This window comes from Ectopseudomonas alcaliphila (assembly GCF_900101755.1).
Classification (GTDB): Bacteria; Pseudomonadota; Gammaproteobacteria; order Pseudomonadales; family Pseudomonadaceae; genus Aquipseudomonas; species Aquipseudomonas alcaliphila.
Window position 1 is genome coordinate 112,224 of record NZ_FNAE01000006.1, and the last position, 20,213, is coordinate 132,436.

Genomic DNA, 20,213 nt, shown 5'->3' on the forward strand with positions numbered 1-20,213 from the left:
GTGGGTCAGTGCTTGGAGCCGTCGGTGGGCAGGGCCAGCAGCTGTTTTTCCTGGTTCCAGTCGAAGGGCTCGTCGTTTTCTTCGGCTTCGAAGCGGCGCTCGTCGAGGGCTTGATACAGGGCGATTTCGTCGTCCGGCATGAAGTGCAGGCAATCGCCGCCGAAGAACCACAGCAGATCGCGCGGTACCAGGTGGGCGATCTGCGGGTAGCGGTGGAACACCTGGCTGATCAGGTCCTGGCCCAGGTATTGGCTGGATACCGGATCAAGCGGCAGTTCGGCGAGCAGTTCGTCGTAGCGCTCGAGGAACAGGGCGTGGCTGTCGTCGAGCACCTGTTCGGCTTCGCCCAGGGCGACGAGAATGCCGCGCAGGTGGTTGAGCAGGGCGAGGTGGTGTTCGAGATGGCTGGCCATGGTGCAGGTTCCTGAAGGGTAAAACGGGCGCAGGAGTATAAAGTTCCTGGCGCCCGCTGTCCTGCATAGCGGGCCTTCGTGGGAGGGGGCTTTCGGCTCGGGCATCCTGCTTCGCTCTACCTCCTGCATCCCAGCAGTCGTAGCCGCGACGCAAGAAACTCGCGGCTAAAGCCCCTCCCACAAGCGGTTCGACTCAGCGCACCTTACCGCGGCTCAGCTTGAGCTCTTCCTTGGCGAAGTCGTCGACATCGATCACCCGGCGACGCGCCGCTTCGGCCGCTTGCAGGCGTTGGCCCTGCTCGCCGTCGAGAATGCCGGCGGCAATCGCCGCTTCGATGGCGTCCTGGCCCGGAGCCGGTTGCAGGCTGCCATCCTTGAGTGCCTGATGCAGACGCTTGCGTGCGTCCTGGCTGGCCTGCACCAGATTCAATGCATGTTGCAGTGCGCCGACCGAATCCTGATCGGCCTGCGGGCGGTAGCAACCTTCCAGCACCGACTCCAGGGCTGGATCGCCGGCCTGGCGGCCGATGATTGCGGCCACTTCGGCATCCAGCGCGTCGCTCGGGCCGTGATGACGGCGGCCCAGCGGGAATACCAACACCTTCAGCAGGCAACCGAACAGGCGGTTAGGGAAGTTGCTCAGCAGATCATCCAGCGCTTGTTCGGCGTGATGGAGGTTTTCCTCCATGGCCCAGCGCAGCAGCGGACGAATGGCCTCCGGGTAGTCCAGATCGTGGTAGCGCTTGAGCGCGGCCGAACCCAGGTAAAGGTGGCTGAGCACATCGCCCAGGCGCGCAGACAGGCGCTCGCGACGTTTCAGGTCGCCGCCGAGCAGCATCATGCTGCTGTCGGCGCACAACGCAAAAGCCGCGGCCAGGCGGTTGAGTGCGCGGTAGTAAGGTTGGCTGAGGTCGTCCCCGGGCACCTGGCCCAGACGGTTGAGGGTCAGCCCCAAGAGGAAACTGCTGGCGGCGTTACCGACTGCGAAGCCGATATGGCTCATCAGCAATGAGTCGAACTCTTCCAGCGCCTGATCCTTGTCCTCACGATCGGCCAAGGCCATTTCCTTGAGCACGTAGGGATGGCAACGGATGGCACCCTGGCCGAAGATCATCAGGTTGCGCGAGAGAATGTTGGCGCCCTCGACGGTGATGAAGATCGGCGCGCCCTGCCAGGAACGGGCCAGGTAGTTGTTCGGGCCCATGATGATGCCCTTGCCGCCGTGCACGTCCATGGCGTGGCCGATACACTCGCGGCCGCGCTCGGTCAGGTGGTATTTGAGGATCGCCGACAGCACCGAGGGCTTCTCGCCCAGGTCGACGGCGTTGGCGGTGAGGATACGCGCGCTGTCCATCAGCCAGGCGTTACCGCCAATGCGCGCCAGGGCTTCCTGAATACCTTCGAAGGCCGCCAGCGGCACGTTGAACTGCTCACGCAGTTGCGCGTACTGGCCGGTGGCGAGGCTGGTGAACTTGGCCGCGCCGGTGCCGACGGCTGGCAGAGAGATGGAGCGACCGACCGACAGGCAGTTCATCAGCATCATCCAGCCCTTGCCGAGGTACTCCTGGCCACCGATCAGGTACTCCAGCGGAATGAACACGTCCTTGCCCGAGTTCGGGCCGTTCATGAAGGCAGCGCCCAGTGGCAGGTGGCGACGGCCGATTTCCACGCCGGGGGTATCGGTGGGGATCAGCGCCAGGCTGATACCCAGGTCTTCCTTGTCGCCCAGCAGATGATCCGGGTCGTAGGCCTTGAAGGCCAGGCCGAGCAGGGTGGCGACCGGGCCGAGGGTGATGTAGCGCTTCTCCCAGTTCAGGCGCAGGCCGATCACTTCCTCGCCGTTGTACTGGCCCTTGCAGATGATCCCGGTGTCCGGCATAGCGCCGGCGTCGGAGCCGGCCAACGGGCCGGTGAGGGCGAAGCAGGGAATGTCGTCACCGCGTGCCAGGCGCGGCAGATAGTGCTGGCGCTGCTGCTCGGTGCCGTAGTGCAGCAGCAGTTCGGCCGGGCCGAGGGAGTTGGGCACCATCACGGTGGAGGCCAGGTCACCGCTGCGGGTGGCCAACTTCATCGCCACCTGTGAGTGGGCATAGGCAGAAAAGCCCTTGCCGCCGTACTCCTTGGGAATGATCAGGGCGAAGAAACCGTGTTGCTTGATGTGCTCCCAGGCTTTCTCCGGCAGGTCCATCTGCTGGCCGACCTGCCAGTCGCTGATCATGGCGCAGAGTTCTTCGGTGGGGCCGTCGATGAACGCCTGTTCCTCTTCGCTCAGCTTGGCCTTGGGGTAGGCCAGCAGCTTGTCCCAGTCGGGCTTGCCGCTGAACAGCTCGCCGTCCCACCACACCGTGCCGGCTTCGATGGCATCGCGCTCGGTCGCCGACATCGGCGGCAGCACGCGCTGGAACCAGGCGAACAGCGGGCTGGTGAACAGTTGCCGGCGCAGATCGCCGAGCAGGATGAAGGCGGCTACGGCGCCGGTGACGATCCACAGCAGCAGTTGCAACCAGCCCGGCACCGGGCTGAACAATGTCATGGCCACCAGGTAGGCTGCGGTGATGCCGAGGGCAGGTAGGGCGGCGGTACGGCTATGGGCCAGGTAGACGACCCCGAGCAGCAGAACCAGCAACCAGATGACGAGCATGTGCATTCCTCCATGATTCAAGCGGGCGACGCCCCGAGCATAGCCATAAATGGCGGCAGGGGCGGTGAGCTTGGCCGGATCGTCGTGAACGTGGCGCAATCGACGGGATTAGACTGAAGCGAACTTCAGGAGTATCCGTCATGCAGACCTGTTTACGTCCCGGCCGCTTCATTGACAGTGACCACCCAGCGGTAATCGAGTTCGCCGAACGTTGGCGTGGCGCATCACGAGAACCGCTCGGTCAGGCCGTGGCGCTGTATCACGCGGTTCGTGACGAGATTCGTTACAACCCCTATGCCTTCAGCCTTGATGCGCAGACATTGAAGGCCAGCCATGCGCTGGCGGCCGGTGAGTCCTACTGCGTACCCAAGGCCAACCTGCTCGCCGCTTGCGCCCGGCATTGCGGCATCCCCGCGCGTATCGGCCTGGCCGATGTGCGCAATCACCTGTCGACGCCGCGCCTGCTGGAGCTGCTGCGCAGCGAGGTGTTCGCCATGCACGGTTATACCGAACTCCATCTGGACGGGCGCTGGGTCAAGGCCACGCCGGCGTTCAACGAGGCGCTGTGCCGGGTGTTCAAGGTCGCGCCGCTGGAGTTCGACGGCGTGCATGACAGCGTCTTCCATCCCTACAACGACAAGGGCGAGCGCTACATGGAGTACCTGCATGATCACGGTCAGTTCGAGGATCTGCCCGAGCAGCTGTTCTTCGAGCACCTGCGCGGGTGTTACCCGCACCTGTTCGAGGCCGGTGCGCTGGCACTGAGTGGCGACATGCAGCGTGAGGGCAGTGTTATCGACTGAGTCGATAATCAAGATCGGCAGGACGGCCTTTTCTCCGCGCGTTGGGGTCGGTAGGGTGCATGCCAGCAATGAGCGGACGAAACACGCAGTTGCAATCGAGCGTCTGTGCCCTCATCTATGACAACCTCACTCTCGCGCGGGAAACCCCATCTTCATGAGCTCCGCCCTGACCATTCGCCAGTTGACCAAGACCTACGGAAACGGCTTCCAGGCCCTGCACGGCATCGATCTGGACGTTGCCGAAGGGGACTTCTTCGCTTTGCTCGGCCCCAACGGTGCCGGCAAATCCACCACCATCGGCGTGCTTTCCACACTGGTGAACAAGAGCAGCGGTACGGTCAGCGTGTTCGGCCATGACCTCGACCGCGAGCCTTACGCGCTCAAGCGCTGCCTGGGCGTGGTGCCGCAGGAATTCAACTTCAACCAGTTCGAGAAAGTGTTCGACATCGTCGTCACCCAGGCTGGCTACTACGGCATCCCGCGCGCCATCGCCAAGGAGCGTGCCGAGCAGTACCTGACCGAGCTCGGCCTGTGGGACAAACGCGACGTGGCTTCACGCGAGCTGTCCGGTGGCATGAAGCGCCGCTTGATGATCGCTCGTGCGCTGGTTCACCGGCCGCGCCTGCTGATCCTCGACGAACCGACCGCCGGGGTGGATATCGAGCTGCGCCGTTCGATGTGGAGTTTCCTCACCGAGCTGAACAAGCAGGGCACCACCATCATCCTCACGACTCATTACCTGGAAGAGGCCGAGCAGCTGTGCCGCAACATCGGCATCATCGACCATGGCCGCATCGTCGAGCTGAGCAGCATGAAGGATCTGCTCAAGAAACTGCACGTCGAGACCTTTCTCTTCGACCTCAAGGACTCCTACAGCGCAGTGCCGGCGCTGCAGGGCTATCCGGCGCGCCTGGTCGATCACCACACCCTGGAAGTGCAGGTGGAGAAGAGCCAGGGCCTGAATGCGTTGTTCCAGCAATTGGCCCAACAGCAGGTCGAGGTGCTCAGCCTGCGCAACAAGAGCAATCGCCTGGAGGAGCTGTTCGTCTCCCTGGTGGAAAAGAATCTGGCCAAGGGGGCGCAATGACTTCTCAGTATCTCAACAGCGAGTTCGCCGCCAATCTGGTGGCCCTGCGTACCATCGTTCACCGTGAAATCCGCCGTTTCGTGCGTATCTGGCCGCAGACCCTGCTGCCGCCAGCGATCACCATGGTCCTGTATTTCGTCATCTTCGGTAACCTGATCGGCCGGCAGATCGGCGACATGGGCGGCTTCAGCTATATGGAGTACATCGTGCCGGGGCTGATCATGATGTCGGTGATCACCAACAGCTACGGCAACGTGGTGTCGAGCTTCTTCGGCAGCAAGTTCCAGCGCAACGTCGAGGAGCTGCTGGTATCGCCGGTATCGCCGCATACCATCCTCATCGGCTTCGTCGTCGGCGGTGTGTTGCGCGGCCTGGCGGTGGGCTTCATCGTCACGCTGCTGTCGCTGTTCTTCACCCAGTTGCAGGTGCATCACCTGGGGGTGACGGTGCTGGTGGTGCTGCTGACGGCGACCATCTTCTCCCTCGGCGGCTTCGTCAACGCGGTGTATGCGCGCAACTTCGACGATATCTCGATCATCCCCACCTTCGTGCTGACGCCACTGACCTACCTGGGCGGGGTGTTCTATTCGATTACCCTGCTGCCGCCGTTCTGGCAGACGGTATCGCTGGGCAACCCCATCCTGCATATGGTCAACGCCTTCCGCTACGGCATTCTCGGGGTGTCCGACATCCGCATCGGCGTGGCCATCGGCTTCATGCTGCTGGCCACGGCTGCGCTTTATACCCTGTGCATCCGCCTGCTGGTCAGCGGCCGCGGCATGCGTCAGTGACGTTTGCCGCTCATGTAGGAGCGGATTTATCCGCGATTCTCGCGGCGCAAGCCGCGCCTACACGTTTGCGTCATCCGGACTACGGTTGACGCTCGCGGCTGAAGCCGCTCCTACGGAGCCAGGCGGCGACAGAAAAAACATAGCGAAATAACTTGCGCTCCTGTCAGTAACGCAGCAGCCAGTTAGACTCCGCCTCTACCAAGAAAAAGGGGCTGATCATGACCGTGCTGTTGCGTGCTCTTCCATGGCTGTGGCTGGGCTTGTTCGCGTTGCCTGCGGTGGCTGCCGAAGGGCCGATGGTCGAGGTCGTGCCGGTACGGCAGATGGAGGTTCGTGACGAGCTGATCACCTTCGGTTCGCTGCGTTCCGACGAGTCGGTGATGATCCGCCCGGAAGTGGAAGGGCGCCTGGCCACCCTGCATTTTCGTGAAGGCCAGGCGGTGACCGCCGGTGACCTGCTGATCAGTCTCGATGATGCGATTACCCGTGCCGAATTCGCCCAGGCCCGGGCCAATCTCGATCTCGCCGAGAAGAACCACCAGCGCGCGCAGATGCTGTTCCAGCGCGGCGCCAGCAATGCCCAGGCGCTGGATGAGGCGCAGAGCCAGCTGCAGGCCGCGCGTGCCAGCCAGGCCCTGGCTCAGGCACGGCTCGACAAGACCCAGATCAAGGCGCCCCACGACGGTACGCTCGGCCTGCGTCAGGCCAGCGTCGGCGACTACCTCAGCGCCGGGCAGAACATCGTCAACCTGGAGGTGCTCGACCCGCTCAAGGTCGACTTCCGTATCCCGCAGAAGGCCGTGGCTCAGGTGCGCCTCGGCCAGACGGTGGAAATCACCCTCGATACCTTCCCCGGCGAGCGCTTTCGCGGCGAGATCTTTGCTATCAACCCGCGCCTGGACGAAGCCGGGCGCAGTCAGGCGATCCGTGCCCATATCGGCAACGATGACCGCCGCCTGCGTCCTGGGCAGTTCGTCCGTGTTTCGGTGATTCTCGAAGAACGGCCCAATGCGCTGGTGATTCCCGAGGAAGCAGTGATGCCGCAGGGTGACAAGCTGCTGGTCAATCTGCTGGTCGATGGCAAGGTCGAGCGCCGTGAGGTGATCCTGGGCAAGCGTTTCGATGGGCAGGTCGAGGTGCGTGAAGGCCTGCAGGGCGACGAAACCATCATCAGCGCCGGCTGGCAGCGGGTGCGCGAAGGGCTGACCGTGCGCAGCAAGAGCGGGGAGCGCCAGCCGTGACACTCTCCGATATCTGCATTCGCAGGCCGGTGTTCGCCACCGTCCTGTCGCTGATCGTGGTGCTGTTGGGCCTGATGGCCTACGACCGCCTCAATGTGCGTGAATACCCCAATATCGACGTGCCCATCGTCACCGTGCAGGTCACCTATCCCGGCGCCAGTCCGGAAATCATGGAATCGCAGGTGGCGCAGCCGGTGGAGGACGTGCTCTCGGGCATCGAGGGGCTGGACTTCGTTACTTCCATCAGCCGCGCGGAGAACACTCAGATCACCGCGCAGTTTCGCCTCGGGCGCAGCGCCGACGAGGCGGCCAATGACGTGCGTGATCGCCTGGGGCGGGTACGCAACCAGCTGCCCGACGAGGTGGACGAGCCCATTGTGCAGAAGGTCGAGGCCGACGCCCAGCCGGTGATCTGGATCGCCTTCCACAGCCAGCAGCACAGCGCCATGGAGATCACCGACCTGCTGGAGCGGGTGATCAAGGATCGTCTGCAGACCATTCCCGGCGTGTCCGAAGTGCAGGTACGCGGTGCGCGTACGTTTTCCATGCGTATCTGGCTCGACCCGGAGAAGCTCGCCGCGCACAACCTGACCGTGCAGGACGTGGAAGACGCCCTGCGTAGGCAGAACGTGGAGATTCCAGCCGGGCGCATCGAGTCGCGCGAACGTGAGTTCAGCGTGCTCTCGGAAACCGATCTGCGCACCCCGGAGCAGTTCAACGAGCTGATCCTCGACGACTCGCAAGGCTACCTGCTGCGCCTGTCCGATGTCGGCCGCGCCGAAGTGGGGCCGCGCGACGAGCGTACCGTGGTGCGCTTCAACGGTTTGCCGGCGGTGACCCTGGGCCTGGTCAAGCAGGCTACGGCCAACCCGCTGGATATCTCCGACGGGCTCGAAGCGGCCTGGGATGACGTCAAGGCCCTGCTGCCCGACGGCATGAACATGACCGTGGCCAACGACAACTCGCAGTTCATCCGCGAGTCCATCGACAACGTCTTCACCACCATCTGGGAAGCGGTGGCGCTGGTCATCCTGATCATCTTCATCTTTCTGCGTTCGCTGCGTGCCACGCTGATCCCGCTGGTGACCATTCCGGTATCGTTGATCGGCGCCTTCGCCCTGATGTCGCTGATGGGCTTCACCATCAACACCCTGACCCTGCTGGCCATGGTCCTGGCCATCGGTCTGGTGGTGGACGACGCGATCGTCATGCTGGAGAACATCCATCGCCATATCGAGGCCGGGATGAAGCCCATGCAGGCGGCCTTCAAGGGCAGCCGCGAGATTGCCTTCGCGGTGATCGCCATGACCCTGACCCTGGCAGCCGTCTTCGCGCCCATTGGCTTCATGCAGGGCACCACCGGCAAGCTGTTCACCGAGTTCGCCTGGACCCTGGCCGGCGCCGTGCTGGTTTCGGGTTTCGTCGCGTTGACGCTGACGCCGATGATGTGCGCGGTGATGCTCCGACCGCACCAGCACGAGCAGCGCCATGGTCGCGTGTATAACCTGATCGAAGGCTTCCTCAACGGCCTGACCTACAGCTACAAGCACAGCCTGGATCGTGCGCTGCACGCCTGGCCGCTGGTGCTTGGCGTGCTGCTCGGTGCTTTCGTGCTGTGCGCCTGGCTGTTCGGCGGGTTGCGCTCGGAGCTGGCGCCGACCGAAGACACCGGCACCATCGTCGGCGTGTTCAATGGCCCGGATGGCGCCACCATCGACTACACGGCGCGCTACGGCCGCGAGGTCGAGGCTGCTTACGCGAGCATTCCGGAGACCAATCGCTACCTGATGATCGCCGGTTTCCCCACGGTGGCCCAGGGCATCTCCTTCATGAAGCTGGAGGACTGGAGTGACCGCTCGCGTACCCAGTTCGAGATTCGCAACGAGTTGCTGCCACAGTTGCAGGATATCGCCGGCATGCGCGTCACCCCGGTCAATCGCCCACCGCTGGGGCAGAGCGCGCGCAACCAGCCGATCAACTTCGTCGTTCGCTCGTCCATGGAGTACGCCGAACTGCAGGGCTACGTCGATCAGCTGATGGAACGCATGCGCGATTATCCGGGCCTGGAAGGGCTGGACAGCGACCTCAAGCTCAACTCGCCGCAGCTCAAGGTCACGGTCAACCGCGAGCAGGCAACGGCGGTCGGCACCGATGTGTCGGTGATCGGCCGCAGCCTGGAGAGCCTGTTCGGTAGCCGCCAGGTGACCCGCTTCAAGCAGAACGGCGAGCAGTACGACGTGATTGTGCAGCTGCAGGATATCGACCGCAGCAACCCGCAGGACCTGGACCGTGTCTATGTGCGTGATCGCGACGGCGGCATGGTGCAGCTGTCCAACCTGATCGAGGTGCGTGAGACCGTGGCGCCGCGTGAGCTCAACCACTTCAACCAGTTGCGTGCGGTAACCATCAGCGCCAACGTTGGCACCGGATACACCCTGGGTGAGGCGCTCAATCATCTGGAAGTCGCCGCCCGCGAGGTATTTCCGCCAGAGACGCAGTACGACTACACCGGCACTTCGCGCGACTTCAAGGAGTCCAGCTCGGGCATCCTGCTGATCTTTGCCCTGGCCCTGGCGTTCATCTTTCTGGTGCTGGCGGCGCAGTTCGAGAGCTTCAGCGATCCGTTGATCATTCTGTTCAGCGTGCCCCTGTCGATGGCCGGCGCCTTGCTGGCGCTGACGCTGTTCGGTGGCACCTGGAACATCTATTCGCAGATCGGCCTGGTGACCCTGATCGGCCTGATCACCAAGCACGGCATCCTTATCGTCGAGTTTGCCAACCACCTGCTGCGCGAGGGCAGGGCGCTGCGTGAGGCGGTGATCGAGGCGTCGGTACAGCGTTTGCGGCCGATTCTGATGACCACCGGCGCGATGGTGCTCGGCTCGCTGCCGCTGGCCATCGCCAGCGGTGCCGGCGCAGAGAGCCGTCAGCAGATCGGCCTGGTGATCGTTGGCGGGTTGCTGGTCGGCACCTTCTTCACCCTTTACGTGATCCCGACGCTGTACCTGCTGCTGCGGCGCTGGGCGCCGCTGCGGATGATCGAGGAAGAGCCCGCCGCGGCCTGAATGGGGGGCATTGTGGTGCGCGCGGCGCACCCTACCTGTGTCGTCACGTGGCCGGGATTAAATTTGAGGCATTGATCGGCGGTAGGGTGCGCCATGCGCACCGAGCAGAAGCAGCTGTTGCGGCGGGTGCGGCGTGGCGATCAACCCGTTAAACTCGCGCGGTTTTTCGCCACCCTGGATTGCGCCCCATGCAGCACCCCGCCGAACATTCCCCGCTGGGCAAGTCCAGCCAGTACATCGCCGAGTACAGCCCGGAACTGCTGTTTCCCATCTCGCGTGCCACCAAGTGGGTGGAGCTGGGCCTGGATGGTGCTAGCCTGCCGTATCAGGGCGTGGACTACTGGAACTGCTACGAGCTGTCCTGGCTGCTGCCGTCCGGCAAGCCGGTGGTGGCCATCGGCGAGTTCGCCATTCCTGCCGATTCGCCGAACATCATCGAGTCGAAGTCCTTCAAGCTCTATCTCAACTCGCTGAATCAGACGGCATTCGCCAGTTGGGACGAGGTGCAGGCCACGCTGGTTCGTGATCTGTCGGCCGTGGCCGGCAAGCCGGTGGCGGTGCGCCTGCGTTCGCTCGCCGAGGTTTCTGCAGAGGGTGTGGCGACGTTGCCGGGGCAATGCATCGATGAGCTGGACGTCAATGTCAGCCAGTACGATCACCCGCAGCCCGAACTGCTGCGTTGCGACGCCGATCGGGTGGTGGAAGAGAGCCTGCACAGCCATCTGCTCAAGTCCAATTGCCCGGTCACCGGCCAACCGGACTGGGGCAGCCTGGTCGTGCAATACCGGGGCGCGGCGCTGGATCACGCTAGCCTGCTGGCCTATCTGGTGAGCTTCCGTCAGCACGCGGATTTCCACGAGCAGTGCGTGGAGCGCATTTTCCTCGATCTGCAGCGCCTGCTGCAGCCGCAGTCGCTCACCGTCTATGCGCGTTATGTGCGTCGCGGTGGGCTGGACATCAATCCGTACCGCAGCAGCGAGGCGGTCACGCCGGAAAATGGTCGCCTGGCGCGGCAGTAACCATGAAAAATGCCGCCATTTGGCGGCATTTTGCTTGAGGCGTCGGGTTTTATCCGGGGGAAGGGCGTTCAGATACCCATATTGGCCAGGCTCTGCATGATGTTGCGCAGGGTGCCGGCGAGGGTGGGGTGGCTGGCCTCGAAGCGTTCCACTGCCAGATTGACGCCATCGATCAGCGTGGCATCGGGCGCTGATGCGGCTTCACGCGCCAATTGCACCTCGATTTCCTGGGTCAGCAGGTAAAGCGATGCGCGTTCTTCCTCGCTGAGCGGCGTGTCCTGGGCCAAGTGTTGCTGGAGGGCTTCCAGTTGCTGCTGCAGGTCGCTTGCTGGCATAGAGTTCTCTCCTTGTCGAATCGGCATAGCAGGCCGTTGAAAAACTACCTACGTTGGCAATACTGCGTTAAAAACGACCTAAAAATGCTCATTTACAGCATGTAAACTCCGCTTTTTCGGTCGTTTTTGCCTTGTCTTGCCTGCCTCGCCTACGTTTTTCAACGGCCTGGTAGGCATTGACCCCCAGCACCGCCGGAAGTTTTCAGCCCGTACCTGAAGGTTAATCCAAGCGGGCCGGCTTTGCCTGATCCGAGTCAAAGGCTCAGGGCTTTTCGCCCTTGCTCCGGCGCACGCCGATATCGTCCAGGCTGGCCTCGATTTCCCCCAGATGATCGACCACCGAGTGTACGCCCAGACGATAGAGCTGCAGCGTGGCCTCGGCGCGCAGGTGCTCCTGATCGCTCGCGCCAAGTGCCTGCCAGTCGGCCAGGGCGTAGCCACAGAGTGGCCCGCAGGCGGCCAGGCCGATGGTCCAGCAGCCGGCATTGAGCCCGGCTTGCAGCAGTAGCGGATTACCGCTGACGACAATGCAGCCATCCAGGCGCTCGACCTCCAGCTGGCTCAGTGCCTGCCAGCAGCTGTCCGGCGCCGGCCACGGTCTGGCCTGGCGTGCCAGCACCGCTTCGATGGGCGTTGGCAGTGCCTCGGCCAGGCGCAGGCTGCTATCGGCTGGCAGGTCGTCCAGCCAGGCGCAGGGCGTACCGTTGGCATGCAGGGTTTGCAGCAACTGTGCAGCACCTGGGGTGAGTTCGGCATGTTCGCCGGCCACTTCGCTCAGCGTCTGTTGCAGCGCCTGCAGTTGCGCCGCGGTTGCCGGCTTGCCTAACCAGGCGTCCAGCGTCTGGTGCGGCGTACCGACGAGGTTCGGGGGCGTGCACTCGGGATGCAGTCGCTGTAGCGCGACGGGCAGCGTACGGGCGCCGAAGTCGACCAGGCAGCCGGACAGTTGAAAGATCAGGGCAGTGCAGGGGGAGGGCATGGGATCATCCGTGGCATTGGCCTAGGCCAATCTAACGCCGACGGATGACCGGAATGTGACTGCTAGATGACGTTGAACAGGGCGCGTACATGCTCCGGCAGGGCCACCGACTTGCCGCTTTCATGGTCGACCCACACCAACTTGCAGTAACCCTCACCGTAGACCGTGAGCGGGTCTTCGACGGTACGCAGCCGGTGTTCGATCACCAGGCTGCTGCGCCCCACCGCACCGGCTTTCAGTTCCACCACCACGGTGGCGGGATGTATCACCGGTTTCAGGTAGGTGTGCTGGGTCTGCAATACCACCGGGCCGAACGGCACGTTGCTCATCGGCACGCCGGCCAGCTCGAACCAGGCGACGCGGGCCTCTTCCAGGTACTGCATGTAGATGATGTTGTTGACGTGCCCGTAGCTGTCCATGTCGCCCCAGCGTACGGGGATGTGTGCAGTGTGCAGCAAGGTTTCGTCGGTCATCGCTTTTCTTCACTATGCTGCCCAATCAGGGCTCCAGGCTTTATACTACGCGGCCTTCGGCCCGCTGGCGGTGGCCACATTATTTTCCTCAAGGAGAGACTTCAAATGCATGTGATCGTTGCTCGCTGGATCGCGCGCCTGGGCGGCCTGATGGCCCTTGCTGGCCTGAGCCTGCTGCCTGCGATGAGTCAGGCAGCCTCGGAAGAAGATCCTTGGGAAAGCTTCAATCGCCCCATCTTCCGCTTCAACGATACCGTCGATACCTATGCGCTGAAGCCGATCGCCCAGGGTTACCGGGCCGTCACGCCGCAGTTCCTCGAAGACGGCGTGCACAACGTCTTCGGCAATATTGGCGATGTGGGCAACCTGGCCAACAACCTGCTGCAGGGCAAGCTGCACAACGCCGGTGTCGATACCGGTCGCCTGATCTTCAATACCACCTTCGGTCTGTTGGGTTTCTTCGACGTGGCCAAGCACATGGGCCTGCGCAAGAACGACGAAGACTTCGGTCAGACCCTTGGCGTCTGGGGCCTGGACAGCGGCCCTTACCTGGTCATCCCGCTCCTCGGCCCAAGCACCGTGCGTGATGCCACTGGTCGAGTACCGGACAGCTTCCTGACGCCGTATCCGTACATGGACCACGTGCCGACGCGTAACGTCACCCGTGGCGTTCAGGTGGTCGACACCCGTGCCAACCTGCTGCAGGCCGAGCGCCTGGTCAGCGGCGACAAGTACATCTTCATCCGTAATGCCTACCTGCAAAGCCGTGAGTTCAAGGTGAAGGATGGGCAGGTCGAAGACGACTTCTAAGTCCTCACAGATGCAAAAAAGGCGGCTCTGGAGCCGCCTTTTTCGTAAATGCAGATTTCAGCTCATGGAGATGATTGCCAGGCCCAGCGACTGACGACCATCGCCCAGATCGCCCACCCGCACTACCTCGGCCTGGGCGTCGAGGCCGGCCAGCTCGCTGTGCTCTGAGGGGATGTGGACCCTTACCTTGTCGCCCATGCTCAAGGCTGCTTCAGCCTCGATTTGCATGCCGGTACTGGAAAGATCCAGGCACAGCGCAGGGATTTCCTGGCCTGCATGATGGAGGACGACTGCAGCTTCCAGTCGCATGCGGATGTAGTCGCGTTTCTCGCTGTATGCTCGATCGTTCTGACTCATGGACCCTGTCCTCTTCTTATGAGCTCTTCCGCGGCTCTTATAACCCCCGTCGATTTGACCTGTAAAGCCGCCGAACGACGACCGGTCCCGGCTTGAATCGGCCGGCAGATGGGAGTACCGTCTGCCCCTTGAAATCGCCCTGGCGCCTTAGATGCGGCGCCGCGCCATGGGCAGTGACCAAAATTGCCCTGGCGCAGTTTGCCTGGATACCCCATGCACAAAACCAGTGCCACTCTGCTGATCATCGACGACGACGACGTCGTACGTGCAAGCCTCGCGGCCTACCTCGAGGACAGCGGCTTCAAGGTGTTGCAGGCCAACAACGGTTTGCAGGGGCTGGAAGTGTTCCAGCAGGAAGGCCCCGACCTGATGATCTGCGATCTGCGCATGCCGCAGGTCGATGGTCTTGAACTGATCCGGCGTATCAACGCGCTGGGTGTCGAAGTGCCGGTGATCGTCGTTTCCGGTGCCGGCGTGATGAACGATGCCGTCGAAGCGCTGCGTCTCGGCGCTGCCGACTACCTGATCAAACCTCTCGAAGACCTTGCGGTGCTGGAACATTCGGTGCGCCGCGCGCTGGATCGTGCGCGTCTGCGCGTCGAGAACCAGCTCTATCGTGAAAAGCTGGAAGCCACCAATCGTGAACTCCAGGCCAGCCTGCATCTGTTGCAGGAGGATCAAAACGCCGGCCGTCAGGTGCAGATGAACATGCTGCCGGTGACGCCCTGGCAGGCCGATGGCCTGAACTTCGCGCACCAGATCATTCCTTCGCTGTATCTGTCCGGTGACTTCGTCGATTACTTCCGGATCGATGAGCGACGTATCGGCTTCTACCTGGCCGACGTTTCCGGTCACGGTGCGTCCTCGGCATTCGTCACCGTGCTGCTCAAGTTCATGACCACGCGCCTGCTCTACGAGTGGCGTCGTGGCGGCACGCTGCCGGAGTTCAAGCCCTCCGACGTTCTCGGCCACATCAACCGCGGTCTGATCAATTGCAAGCTGGGCAAGCACGTGACCATGCTCGGCGGCGTGATCGATGAGGAGAGCGGCCAGCTCACCTACAGCATTGGCGGACATCTGCCATTGCCGGTGCTGTTCGAGAATGGCCAGGCGCGTTACCTGGAAGGGCGCGGCCTACCGGTCGGTCTGTTCGAAGAAGCCGAATATGGCGATCTGGTGATGGAACTGCCGGAGTCTTTCAGTCTGACCCTGCTCTCCGACGGCATCCTCGACTTGTTGCCGGGCGACACGCTGAAAGCGAAGGAATTGGCGCTGCCACAACTGGTTAGTCAGGCTGGCGGTACGCTGGGCGGTCTGCGTCAAGTTCTCGGTCTGGCCAATCTGGGCGAGATGCCGGATGATATCGCCTTGCTGGTGTTAAGCAGGAACCTTGCATGAATCCTGGGATAAGCCCCGGTCGCATCCAATTCGCCGAGCAGGACGGAACATTCGTCCTGAAGTTCGTCGGCGAAGTCCGTCTGACGCTGTGTTCAGCACTGGATGCCACGATTGAAAAGATCTTCACCGCGTTGAATTTTTCGGCCATCGTCATCGATCTGACCGAAACGCGCAGCATCGACAGCACCACCCTCGGTTTGCTGGCGAAATTGTCCATTCTGTCGCGGCAGAAGGTTGGCCTGTTGCCGACCGTTGTCACCACTCACGACGACATCACGCGCCTGTTGGAGTCCATGGGCTTCGATCAGGTGTTCAACATCGTCGACCGACCTATTCCGTGCCCGGATTGTCTGGATGATCTGCCCTCTCAGGATCAATCAGAAGAAGTGGTCAAGGCCAAGGTGTTGGAAGCGCACCGCATCCTGATGGGGCTCAACGACTCCAACCGCGAGGCCTTTCACGACTTGGTCAGCGCGCTCGAGCGGCACTGACTTTGCGCTTTTTCAGTGCTTACGCAGGGTGCGCTGTGCGCACCGATCTCTGCCGATAAAGTCGCTGGCGCGCACGGCGCACCCTACGTATTGAGCGCGCAGTATTGAAAAGGGGCGTCAGCTTGGCTGACGCCCCTTTTCATTCAGGCCTTGGCGGCCAGCAGGGCTTCTAGTTTCTCCTGATCGCGGGCGAACAGGCGGATGCCCTCGGCCAGCTTCTCGGTGGCCATGGCGTCTTCGTTCAGCGCCCAGCGGAACGCACTCTCGTTCAAGCTCTGGCGCGGTTCGCCATTGGCGCCCGGAGCGAGTTGGCGGCTCAGTTGGCCATCGTCCTCGGCCAGTTTCTGCAGCAGCTCGGGGCTGATGGTCAGGCGGTCGCAGCCGGCCAGCGCCTCGATCTGGCCGACGTTGCGGAAGCTCGCGCCCATCACCACGGTGTCGTAAGCGTTGGCCTTGTAATAGTCGTAGATGCGCTTGACCGACTGCACGCCCGGGTCTTCGCTACCTGCGAAATCACGGCCCTCAGCCTTCTTGTACCAGTCGTAGATGCGCCCCACGAACGGCGAGATGAGGAATATGCCGGCATCGGCACAGGCCTGCGCCTGGGCGAAGGTGAACAGCAGGGTCAGGTTGGTCTGCACACCGGCTTTTTCCAGTTGCTCGGCGGCGCGGATGCCTTCCCAGGTCGAAGCGATCTTGATCAGTACGCGTTCGCGGCCGATGCCCGCTTTTTCATAAAGACCGATCAGGCGTTCGGCGCGGCGCAGGGTGGCGTCGGTATCGAACGACAGTCGCGCATCGACCTCTGTGGAGATACGGCCCGGAATGACCTTGAGGATCTCCTGGCCGACGGCAACCGCGAAATGGTCGCAGGCCCGGCCCAGATCACCCTGGCCGGCGCTTACGGCCTGGCCCAGCAGGTCGGCGTAGCGGGGCAGGGCGGCGGCCTTGAGCAGCAGCGAGGGGTTGGTGGTGGCATCCACCGGTTGCAGGCGGGCGATGGCATCGAGGTCACCGGTGTCGGCGACTACGGTAGTGAACTGCTTGAGTTGTTCCAGCTTGGAGGTCATGACGAGGCCTTGTCGTTGCAGGTGACATGACCTTACCCGAGGCGCGGCAGGCGCTCAACGGTCGGGTCACTGACAAAATTTACCTTTTAGGGCTGTGCTTTTCGCCGGCTCGTTCGTCTTTACCTATGAGGGTGCGTGAGAACGCGCCGAAGTCGGTGGAGTCCGACTTTAGACGAGCTGCCAAGGAGCCCGAATATGTCGACCCAAACCCTGCCTTCTCGTTCAGTTTCCGCAGGGCCGGATACGCGCCAGTGCCGTGAGTGGCTGCAGGCCGTCGGACTGCGCTTCAGCATGCCCCGGCTCAAGGTGGTGGAAGCGTTGTGCAGTGCCAATGACGAACAGGGCGTGTCGGCGCGTGAGCTGCACCGGCAACTGAGCGAGGCCGGCGAGCCGCTGTCACTGGTCAGCGTGCGCCAGGTGCTGCGGCGCATGGAAGAAAACGGCCTGGTGCAGGCAACCGGGCGTAGCCGCTATCGCCTCAGTACGCCGGATTAACAGCCTGTTAGTGCCCGCGTAGCAGTTCGGCTGCCTGGTCGAGCAGCGCCAGCGGGTCTTTCACCTTGTGAATGTCGACCGACAGCAACTGGCGGAAGCGCCGCGCACCCGGGAAACCCTGGGCCAGGCCGAGCACGTGACGGCTGACGTGATGCAGGGTGCCGCCCTCGCGCAGATGCTGCTCGACATAGGGTTTGAGTGCCAGCAGGGCATCCATGCGGGTGATGCCGGAGTCCTTGGCGCCGAACAGGCGGCTGTCCACCTGCGCCAGCAGATAGGGGTTGTGATAGGCCTCGCGACCGAGCATCACGCCGTCGAAGGTCTGCAGATGCTGCTCGCATTCCTCTAACGTCTTGATGCCGCCGTTGAGGATGATTTCCAGGTCCGGGAAGTCCTGCTTGAGCTGTGCGGCCACGTCGTAACGCAGCGGCGGGATTTCGCGGTTTTCCTTCGGCGACAAGCCCTCGAGGATGGCGATGCGGGCATGCACGGTGAAGCTGCGGCAGCCGGCCTCGCGCACCTGGCCGACGAAGTCGCACAGTTCGGCATAGCTGTCGCGGCCATTGATGCCGATACGGTGCTTGACCGTCACCGGGATGTTCACGGCGTCCTGCATGGCCTTCACGCAATCGGCAACCAGCGTCGGATGACCCATCAGGCACGCGCCGATCATGTTGTTCTGCACCCGGTCGCTGGGGCAGCCGACGTTCAGGTTGACCTCGTCATAGCCATGCTCTTCGGCCATCTTGGCGCAGGTCGCCAGATCCTGCGGGTTGCTGCCGCCGAGTTGCAGGGCGATGGGATGTTCGCAGTCGCTGTAACGCAGGAAGCGTTCGCGGTCGCCGTGGATCAGCGCGCCGGTGGTGACCATCTCGGTGTAGAGCAGGGCGTGGCTAGACAGCTGACGGAGAAAGAACCGGCAGTGACGGTCCGTCCAGTCCATCATCGGCGCCACGGAGAAGCGGCGGGACAGGGCGGGCGACGTGGTTACAGCATTCTCTAAAGACATGTGGAATGACGCGTTCTGACGTGTTGACGGGGGTTGCAGGGCAAGAAAGCCGTGAGCAGCGCTGTGCCACTGGCAACCCTCGCTGAATGACAAGGAGGCTGCGGGCAGCGGTGTGCAAGTCTATCAGGAAAGCCAGGCGTTCGACCGGCAGCAGATCGCCAAGGCCCAGACCGCCGATAGCACCCCAGGGACCTGGGTTTGCTCGATGCCCTTGTACGAGGTCAGACCGGCATGATTAAGGCAGGGCAAGGCGCTGCGCGCATACGCACCTACAGCCTTGCCAGCCAATTGTTCATTTCCCTCGAGACAGCATGGGCTTGTTCCAGCGGAGCCAGATGCCCACAGCCCTCGATAATGGCCAGATGTGCGTTGGGGATTGCGTCGGCCATTTCCCGATGAACCTCTGGCGGAGTGATGGCATCGGCGCGACCACACAAGACCAGGGTCGGGCATGTGATTCGGCTCAGGTCAGGTCGGCTGTCGATACGGTCGATCATTGCCCGCTGCTGGTTGATGCAGACTTGAGCGCCTTGACTGTTGGCCATGGCGCGGACCACTTCGATTAACTCCGGGTGATCCAGGTGAGCCGGGTGGAGAAGTTTTGGCAGCAGTTCCTCGATGACCTGAGGAAAGTCCAGGGTCGCCATGATGATCGACTGTTTTCGGGCTTCGGTATTGGCCTCGGTATCGGGCCGGGCGCTGGTGTCAAGCAAGGCCATGGCGGTTACTCGATGCGGCGCCTGGCGGAATATTTCCAGGGCGACATAGCCACCCAGAGAAAATCCGGCCAAGGCGAAGGTCTCGTCCGGCGCCATGGCCAGTACAGCGCTGGCCATGGCGCTGATGGTGTTTTCATCAGCAAGGTTGGCGATCGACACATGGGCGCTGGAGGCGAGTGCTGAAGCCTGGTGTTGCCAGAGTCGTGCGTCGCATAGAAGTCCGGGAAGTAGCAGCAGGTGGGGTCTGCTCATGGTGATCCTCGCGATTGCAGGGAGGCGGAAGGAGTCAGCTGGCGAAAGGGCGAGAGAATGATTGTGTTCACTATGCGCCGCGTACTGCCGGCTTACCGTGCGCTGGCACACTCAGCAAAAGTGTGGACGTACGCGGCCGCACAGACGCGGCATTGCGGCGAACGTAGCCTTGGGCTGTAAGCGCTTTACGCGCCAGTCACTCGGGAGTAGAAAAATGGACGTTTATCGTCATGACCTATCCGCCAGTTTCGCCCAGCGTTCAGCCGCTGAGCTGACCCTGTCGCAGTTGGTTGAGCGTGGGATGTCACGTGAGCAATTGCAGATTTTCGACGCTGGCAAGCACGCACCCGTCAGCCTTTCGACTCGGCTCGGCAGTCGAGCCGCGCGCAACTCCATGCTCATGTACGGTGGCGCGGGCACCGTGATCGGTGGTGTGCTGGGAGGCTTGGTTCAAGCCGGCCTGGTTGTGTCCGACATGGGATTGCTGATCGCGAGTCCGGTGCTTGCGCCAGTCATGCTGGTTGGTAGCGGTGCGTTTCTGGGCGCCTTCGTTGGGGCTCTGGCCGGGGTCTCGTCTCTTGCACGGAAGTCTCCACCGCTTACGCAGGCCGAGATCGCGGCCGGCGGCAGCGTGCTGCTGGCCAATACTCGCAGTGCCGAGGAAACCGCCATGGCCCGTGAAGTGCTGACGGCTTCCAGTGGTACCTGCAAGGATCTGGATATGGCCAGGAATGAGCGTTCGGGCTGGTTGAGCTGACCTGCCAA

20 protein-coding genes are annotated in these 20,213 nt (G+C 62.6%); 11 read left to right on the top strand and 9 right to left on the bottom strand.

The window, feature by feature from the left end; all coding sequences use genetic code 11:
• Window positions 1–5: 5 nt before the first annotated feature.
• Both BLR77_RS18260 and BLR77_RS18265 read right to left on the bottom strand, forming a co-directional pair.
• A complete protein-coding gene (locus tag BLR77_RS18260; protein ID WP_074680465.1) occupies window positions 6–413 on the bottom strand; it encodes a PA2817 family protein in 408 nt (135 codons plus the stop codon).
• Window positions 414–606: 193 nt separating this feature from the next.
• A complete protein-coding gene (locus tag BLR77_RS18265; protein WP_074680467.1) occupies window positions 607–3,054 on the bottom strand; it encodes an acyl-CoA dehydrogenase in 2,448 nt (815 codons plus the stop codon).
• 140 nt (window positions 3,055–3,194) lie between these two features.
• Here BLR77_RS18265 and BLR77_RS18270 point away from each other — a divergent pair, with 140 nt between their 5' ends.
• The 6 genes from BLR77_RS18270 (at window position 3,195) to queF (ending at window position 11,060) form a co-directional block, all read left to right on the top strand.
• A complete protein-coding gene (locus tag BLR77_RS18270; RefSeq protein ID WP_074680469.1) occupies window positions 3,195–3,857 on the top strand; it encodes a transglutaminase-like domain-containing protein in 663 nt (220 codons plus the stop codon).
• A gap of 154 nt (window positions 3,858–4,011) precedes the next feature.
• Window positions 4,012–4,944 carry an ABC transporter ATP-binding protein gene (locus BLR77_RS18275; RefSeq protein WP_074680471.1) on the top strand — a complete coding sequence of 311 codons (933 nt, stop codon included), beginning with the start codon at window positions 4,012–4,014 and terminating at the stop codon, window positions 4,942–4,944.
• Window positions 4,941–5,735 carry an ABC transporter permease gene (locus BLR77_RS18280; protein WP_074680473.1) on the top strand — a complete coding sequence of 265 codons (795 nt, stop codon included), beginning with the start codon at window positions 4,941–4,943 and terminating at the stop codon, window positions 5,733–5,735. Before BLR77_RS18275 ends, BLR77_RS18280 begins: the two co-directional genes overlap by 4 nt.
• A 218-nt stretch (window positions 5,736–5,953) precedes the next feature.
• On the top strand, window positions 5,954–6,976 hold the full coding sequence (locus BLR77_RS18285; protein ID WP_074680475.1) for an efflux RND transporter periplasmic adaptor subunit: 1,023 nt from the start codon (window positions 5,954–5,956) through the stop codon (window positions 6,974–6,976).
• The gene (locus BLR77_RS18290; protein ID WP_074680477.1) at window positions 6,973–10,041 is read left to right on the top strand and encodes an efflux RND transporter permease subunit; all 3,069 of its coding nucleotides are present in this window, start codon (window positions 6,973–6,975) and stop codon (window positions 10,039–10,041) included. Before BLR77_RS18285 ends, BLR77_RS18290 begins: the two co-directional genes overlap by 4 nt.
• 188 nt (window positions 10,042–10,229) lie before the next feature.
• Window positions 10,230–11,060, top strand: coding sequence for an NADPH-dependent 7-cyano-7-deazaguanine reductase QueF (gene queF, locus BLR77_RS18295; protein ID WP_074680479.1), 831 nt, complete (start codon window positions 10,230–10,232; stop codon window positions 11,058–11,060).
• Between the two features lie 68 nt (window positions 11,061–11,128).
• Here the strand turns inward: queF and BLR77_RS18300 are convergent, their stop codons facing one another.
• From BLR77_RS18300 to BLR77_RS18310, 3 genes are all read right to left on the bottom strand, one after another.
• Complete coding sequence (locus tag BLR77_RS18300) at window positions 11,129–11,395, bottom strand: DUF4404 family protein (protein WP_003460925.1); 267 nt, start codon at window positions 11,393–11,395, stop codon at window positions 11,129–11,131.
• Window positions 11,396–11,657: 262 nt separating this feature from the next.
• Complete coding sequence (locus BLR77_RS18305; protein WP_074680481.1) at window positions 11,658–12,374, bottom strand: HAD superfamily inactivated hydrolase PcrP; 717 nt, start codon at window positions 12,372–12,374, stop codon at window positions 11,658–11,660.
• Window positions 12,375–12,436: 62 nt separating this feature from the next.
• A complete protein-coding gene (locus BLR77_RS18310) occupies window positions 12,437–12,847 on the bottom strand; it encodes an acyl-CoA thioesterase (RefSeq protein WP_074680483.1) in 411 nt (136 codons plus the stop codon).
• Window positions 12,848–12,952: 105 nt separating this feature from the next.
• Here BLR77_RS18310 and BLR77_RS18315 point away from each other — a divergent pair, with 105 nt between their 5' ends.
• Window positions 12,953–13,657: an MlaA family lipoprotein gene (locus tag BLR77_RS18315; RefSeq protein WP_074680485.1), complete on the top strand. Its 705-nt coding sequence runs from the start codon at window positions 12,953–12,955 to the stop codon at window positions 13,655–13,657.
• Window positions 13,658–13,714: 57 nt separating this feature from the next.
• Here BLR77_RS18315 and BLR77_RS18320 read toward each other — a convergent pair whose 3' ends face one another.
• Window positions 13,715–14,014 carry a PilZ domain-containing protein gene (locus BLR77_RS18320; protein ID WP_074680487.1) on the bottom strand — a complete coding sequence of 100 codons (300 nt, stop codon included), beginning with the start codon at window positions 14,012–14,014 and terminating at the stop codon, window positions 13,715–13,717.
• A gap of 213 nt (window positions 14,015–14,227) precedes the next feature.
• Between BLR77_RS18320 and rssB the strand changes: the two genes are divergently transcribed.
• Together rssB and rssC are read left to right on the top strand one after the other, a co-directional pair.
• Entirely contained in the window at window positions 14,228–15,412 is a 1,185-nt protein-coding gene (gene rssB, locus BLR77_RS18325) for a two-component system response regulator RssB (RefSeq protein ID WP_074680489.1), read from the top strand.
• An 8-nt stretch (window positions 15,413–15,420) separates the two neighbouring features.
• A complete protein-coding gene (gene rssC, locus BLR77_RS18330; RefSeq protein WP_026088796.1) occupies window positions 15,421–15,903 on the top strand; it encodes an anti-sigma factor antagonist RssC in 483 nt (160 codons plus the stop codon).
• A 143-nt stretch (window positions 15,904–16,046) separates the two neighbouring features.
• Here rssC and tal read toward each other — a convergent pair whose 3' ends face one another.
• Window positions 16,047–16,973, bottom strand: coding sequence for a transaldolase (gene tal / locus BLR77_RS18335; RefSeq protein ID WP_074680491.1), 927 nt, complete (start codon window positions 16,971–16,973; stop codon window positions 16,047–16,049).
• A gap of 195 nt (window positions 16,974–17,168) precedes the next feature.
• Here tal and BLR77_RS18340 point away from each other — a divergent pair, with 195 nt between their 5' ends.
• Window positions 17,169–17,468 (top strand): transcriptional repressor, encoded by a 300-nt coding sequence (locus BLR77_RS18340; RefSeq protein WP_074680493.1) that lies wholly within the window; start codon window positions 17,169–17,171, stop codon window positions 17,466–17,468.
• A gap of 7 nt (window positions 17,469–17,475) precedes the next feature.
• Here BLR77_RS18340 and dusA read toward each other — a convergent pair whose 3' ends face one another.
• Window positions 17,476–18,477 carry a tRNA dihydrouridine(20/20a) synthase DusA gene (gene dusA, locus BLR77_RS18345; RefSeq protein WP_074680495.1) on the bottom strand — a complete coding sequence of 334 codons (1,002 nt, stop codon included), beginning with the start codon at window positions 18,475–18,477 and terminating at the stop codon, window positions 17,476–17,478.
• A 269-nt stretch (window positions 18,478–18,746) separates the two neighbouring features.
• The gene (locus tag BLR77_RS18350) at window positions 18,747–19,448 is read right to left on the bottom strand and encodes an alpha/beta fold hydrolase (protein ID WP_074680497.1); all 702 of its coding nucleotides are present in this window, start codon (window positions 19,446–19,448) and stop codon (window positions 18,747–18,749) included.
• A 214-nt stretch (window positions 19,449–19,662) separates the two neighbouring features.
• Here BLR77_RS18350 and BLR77_RS18355 point away from each other — a divergent pair, with 214 nt between their 5' ends.
• On the top strand, window positions 19,663–20,205 hold the full coding sequence (locus BLR77_RS18355) for a hypothetical protein (RefSeq protein WP_074680499.1): 543 nt from the start codon (window positions 19,663–19,665) through the stop codon (window positions 20,203–20,205).
• Window positions 20,206–20,213 lie beyond the last annotated feature (8 nt).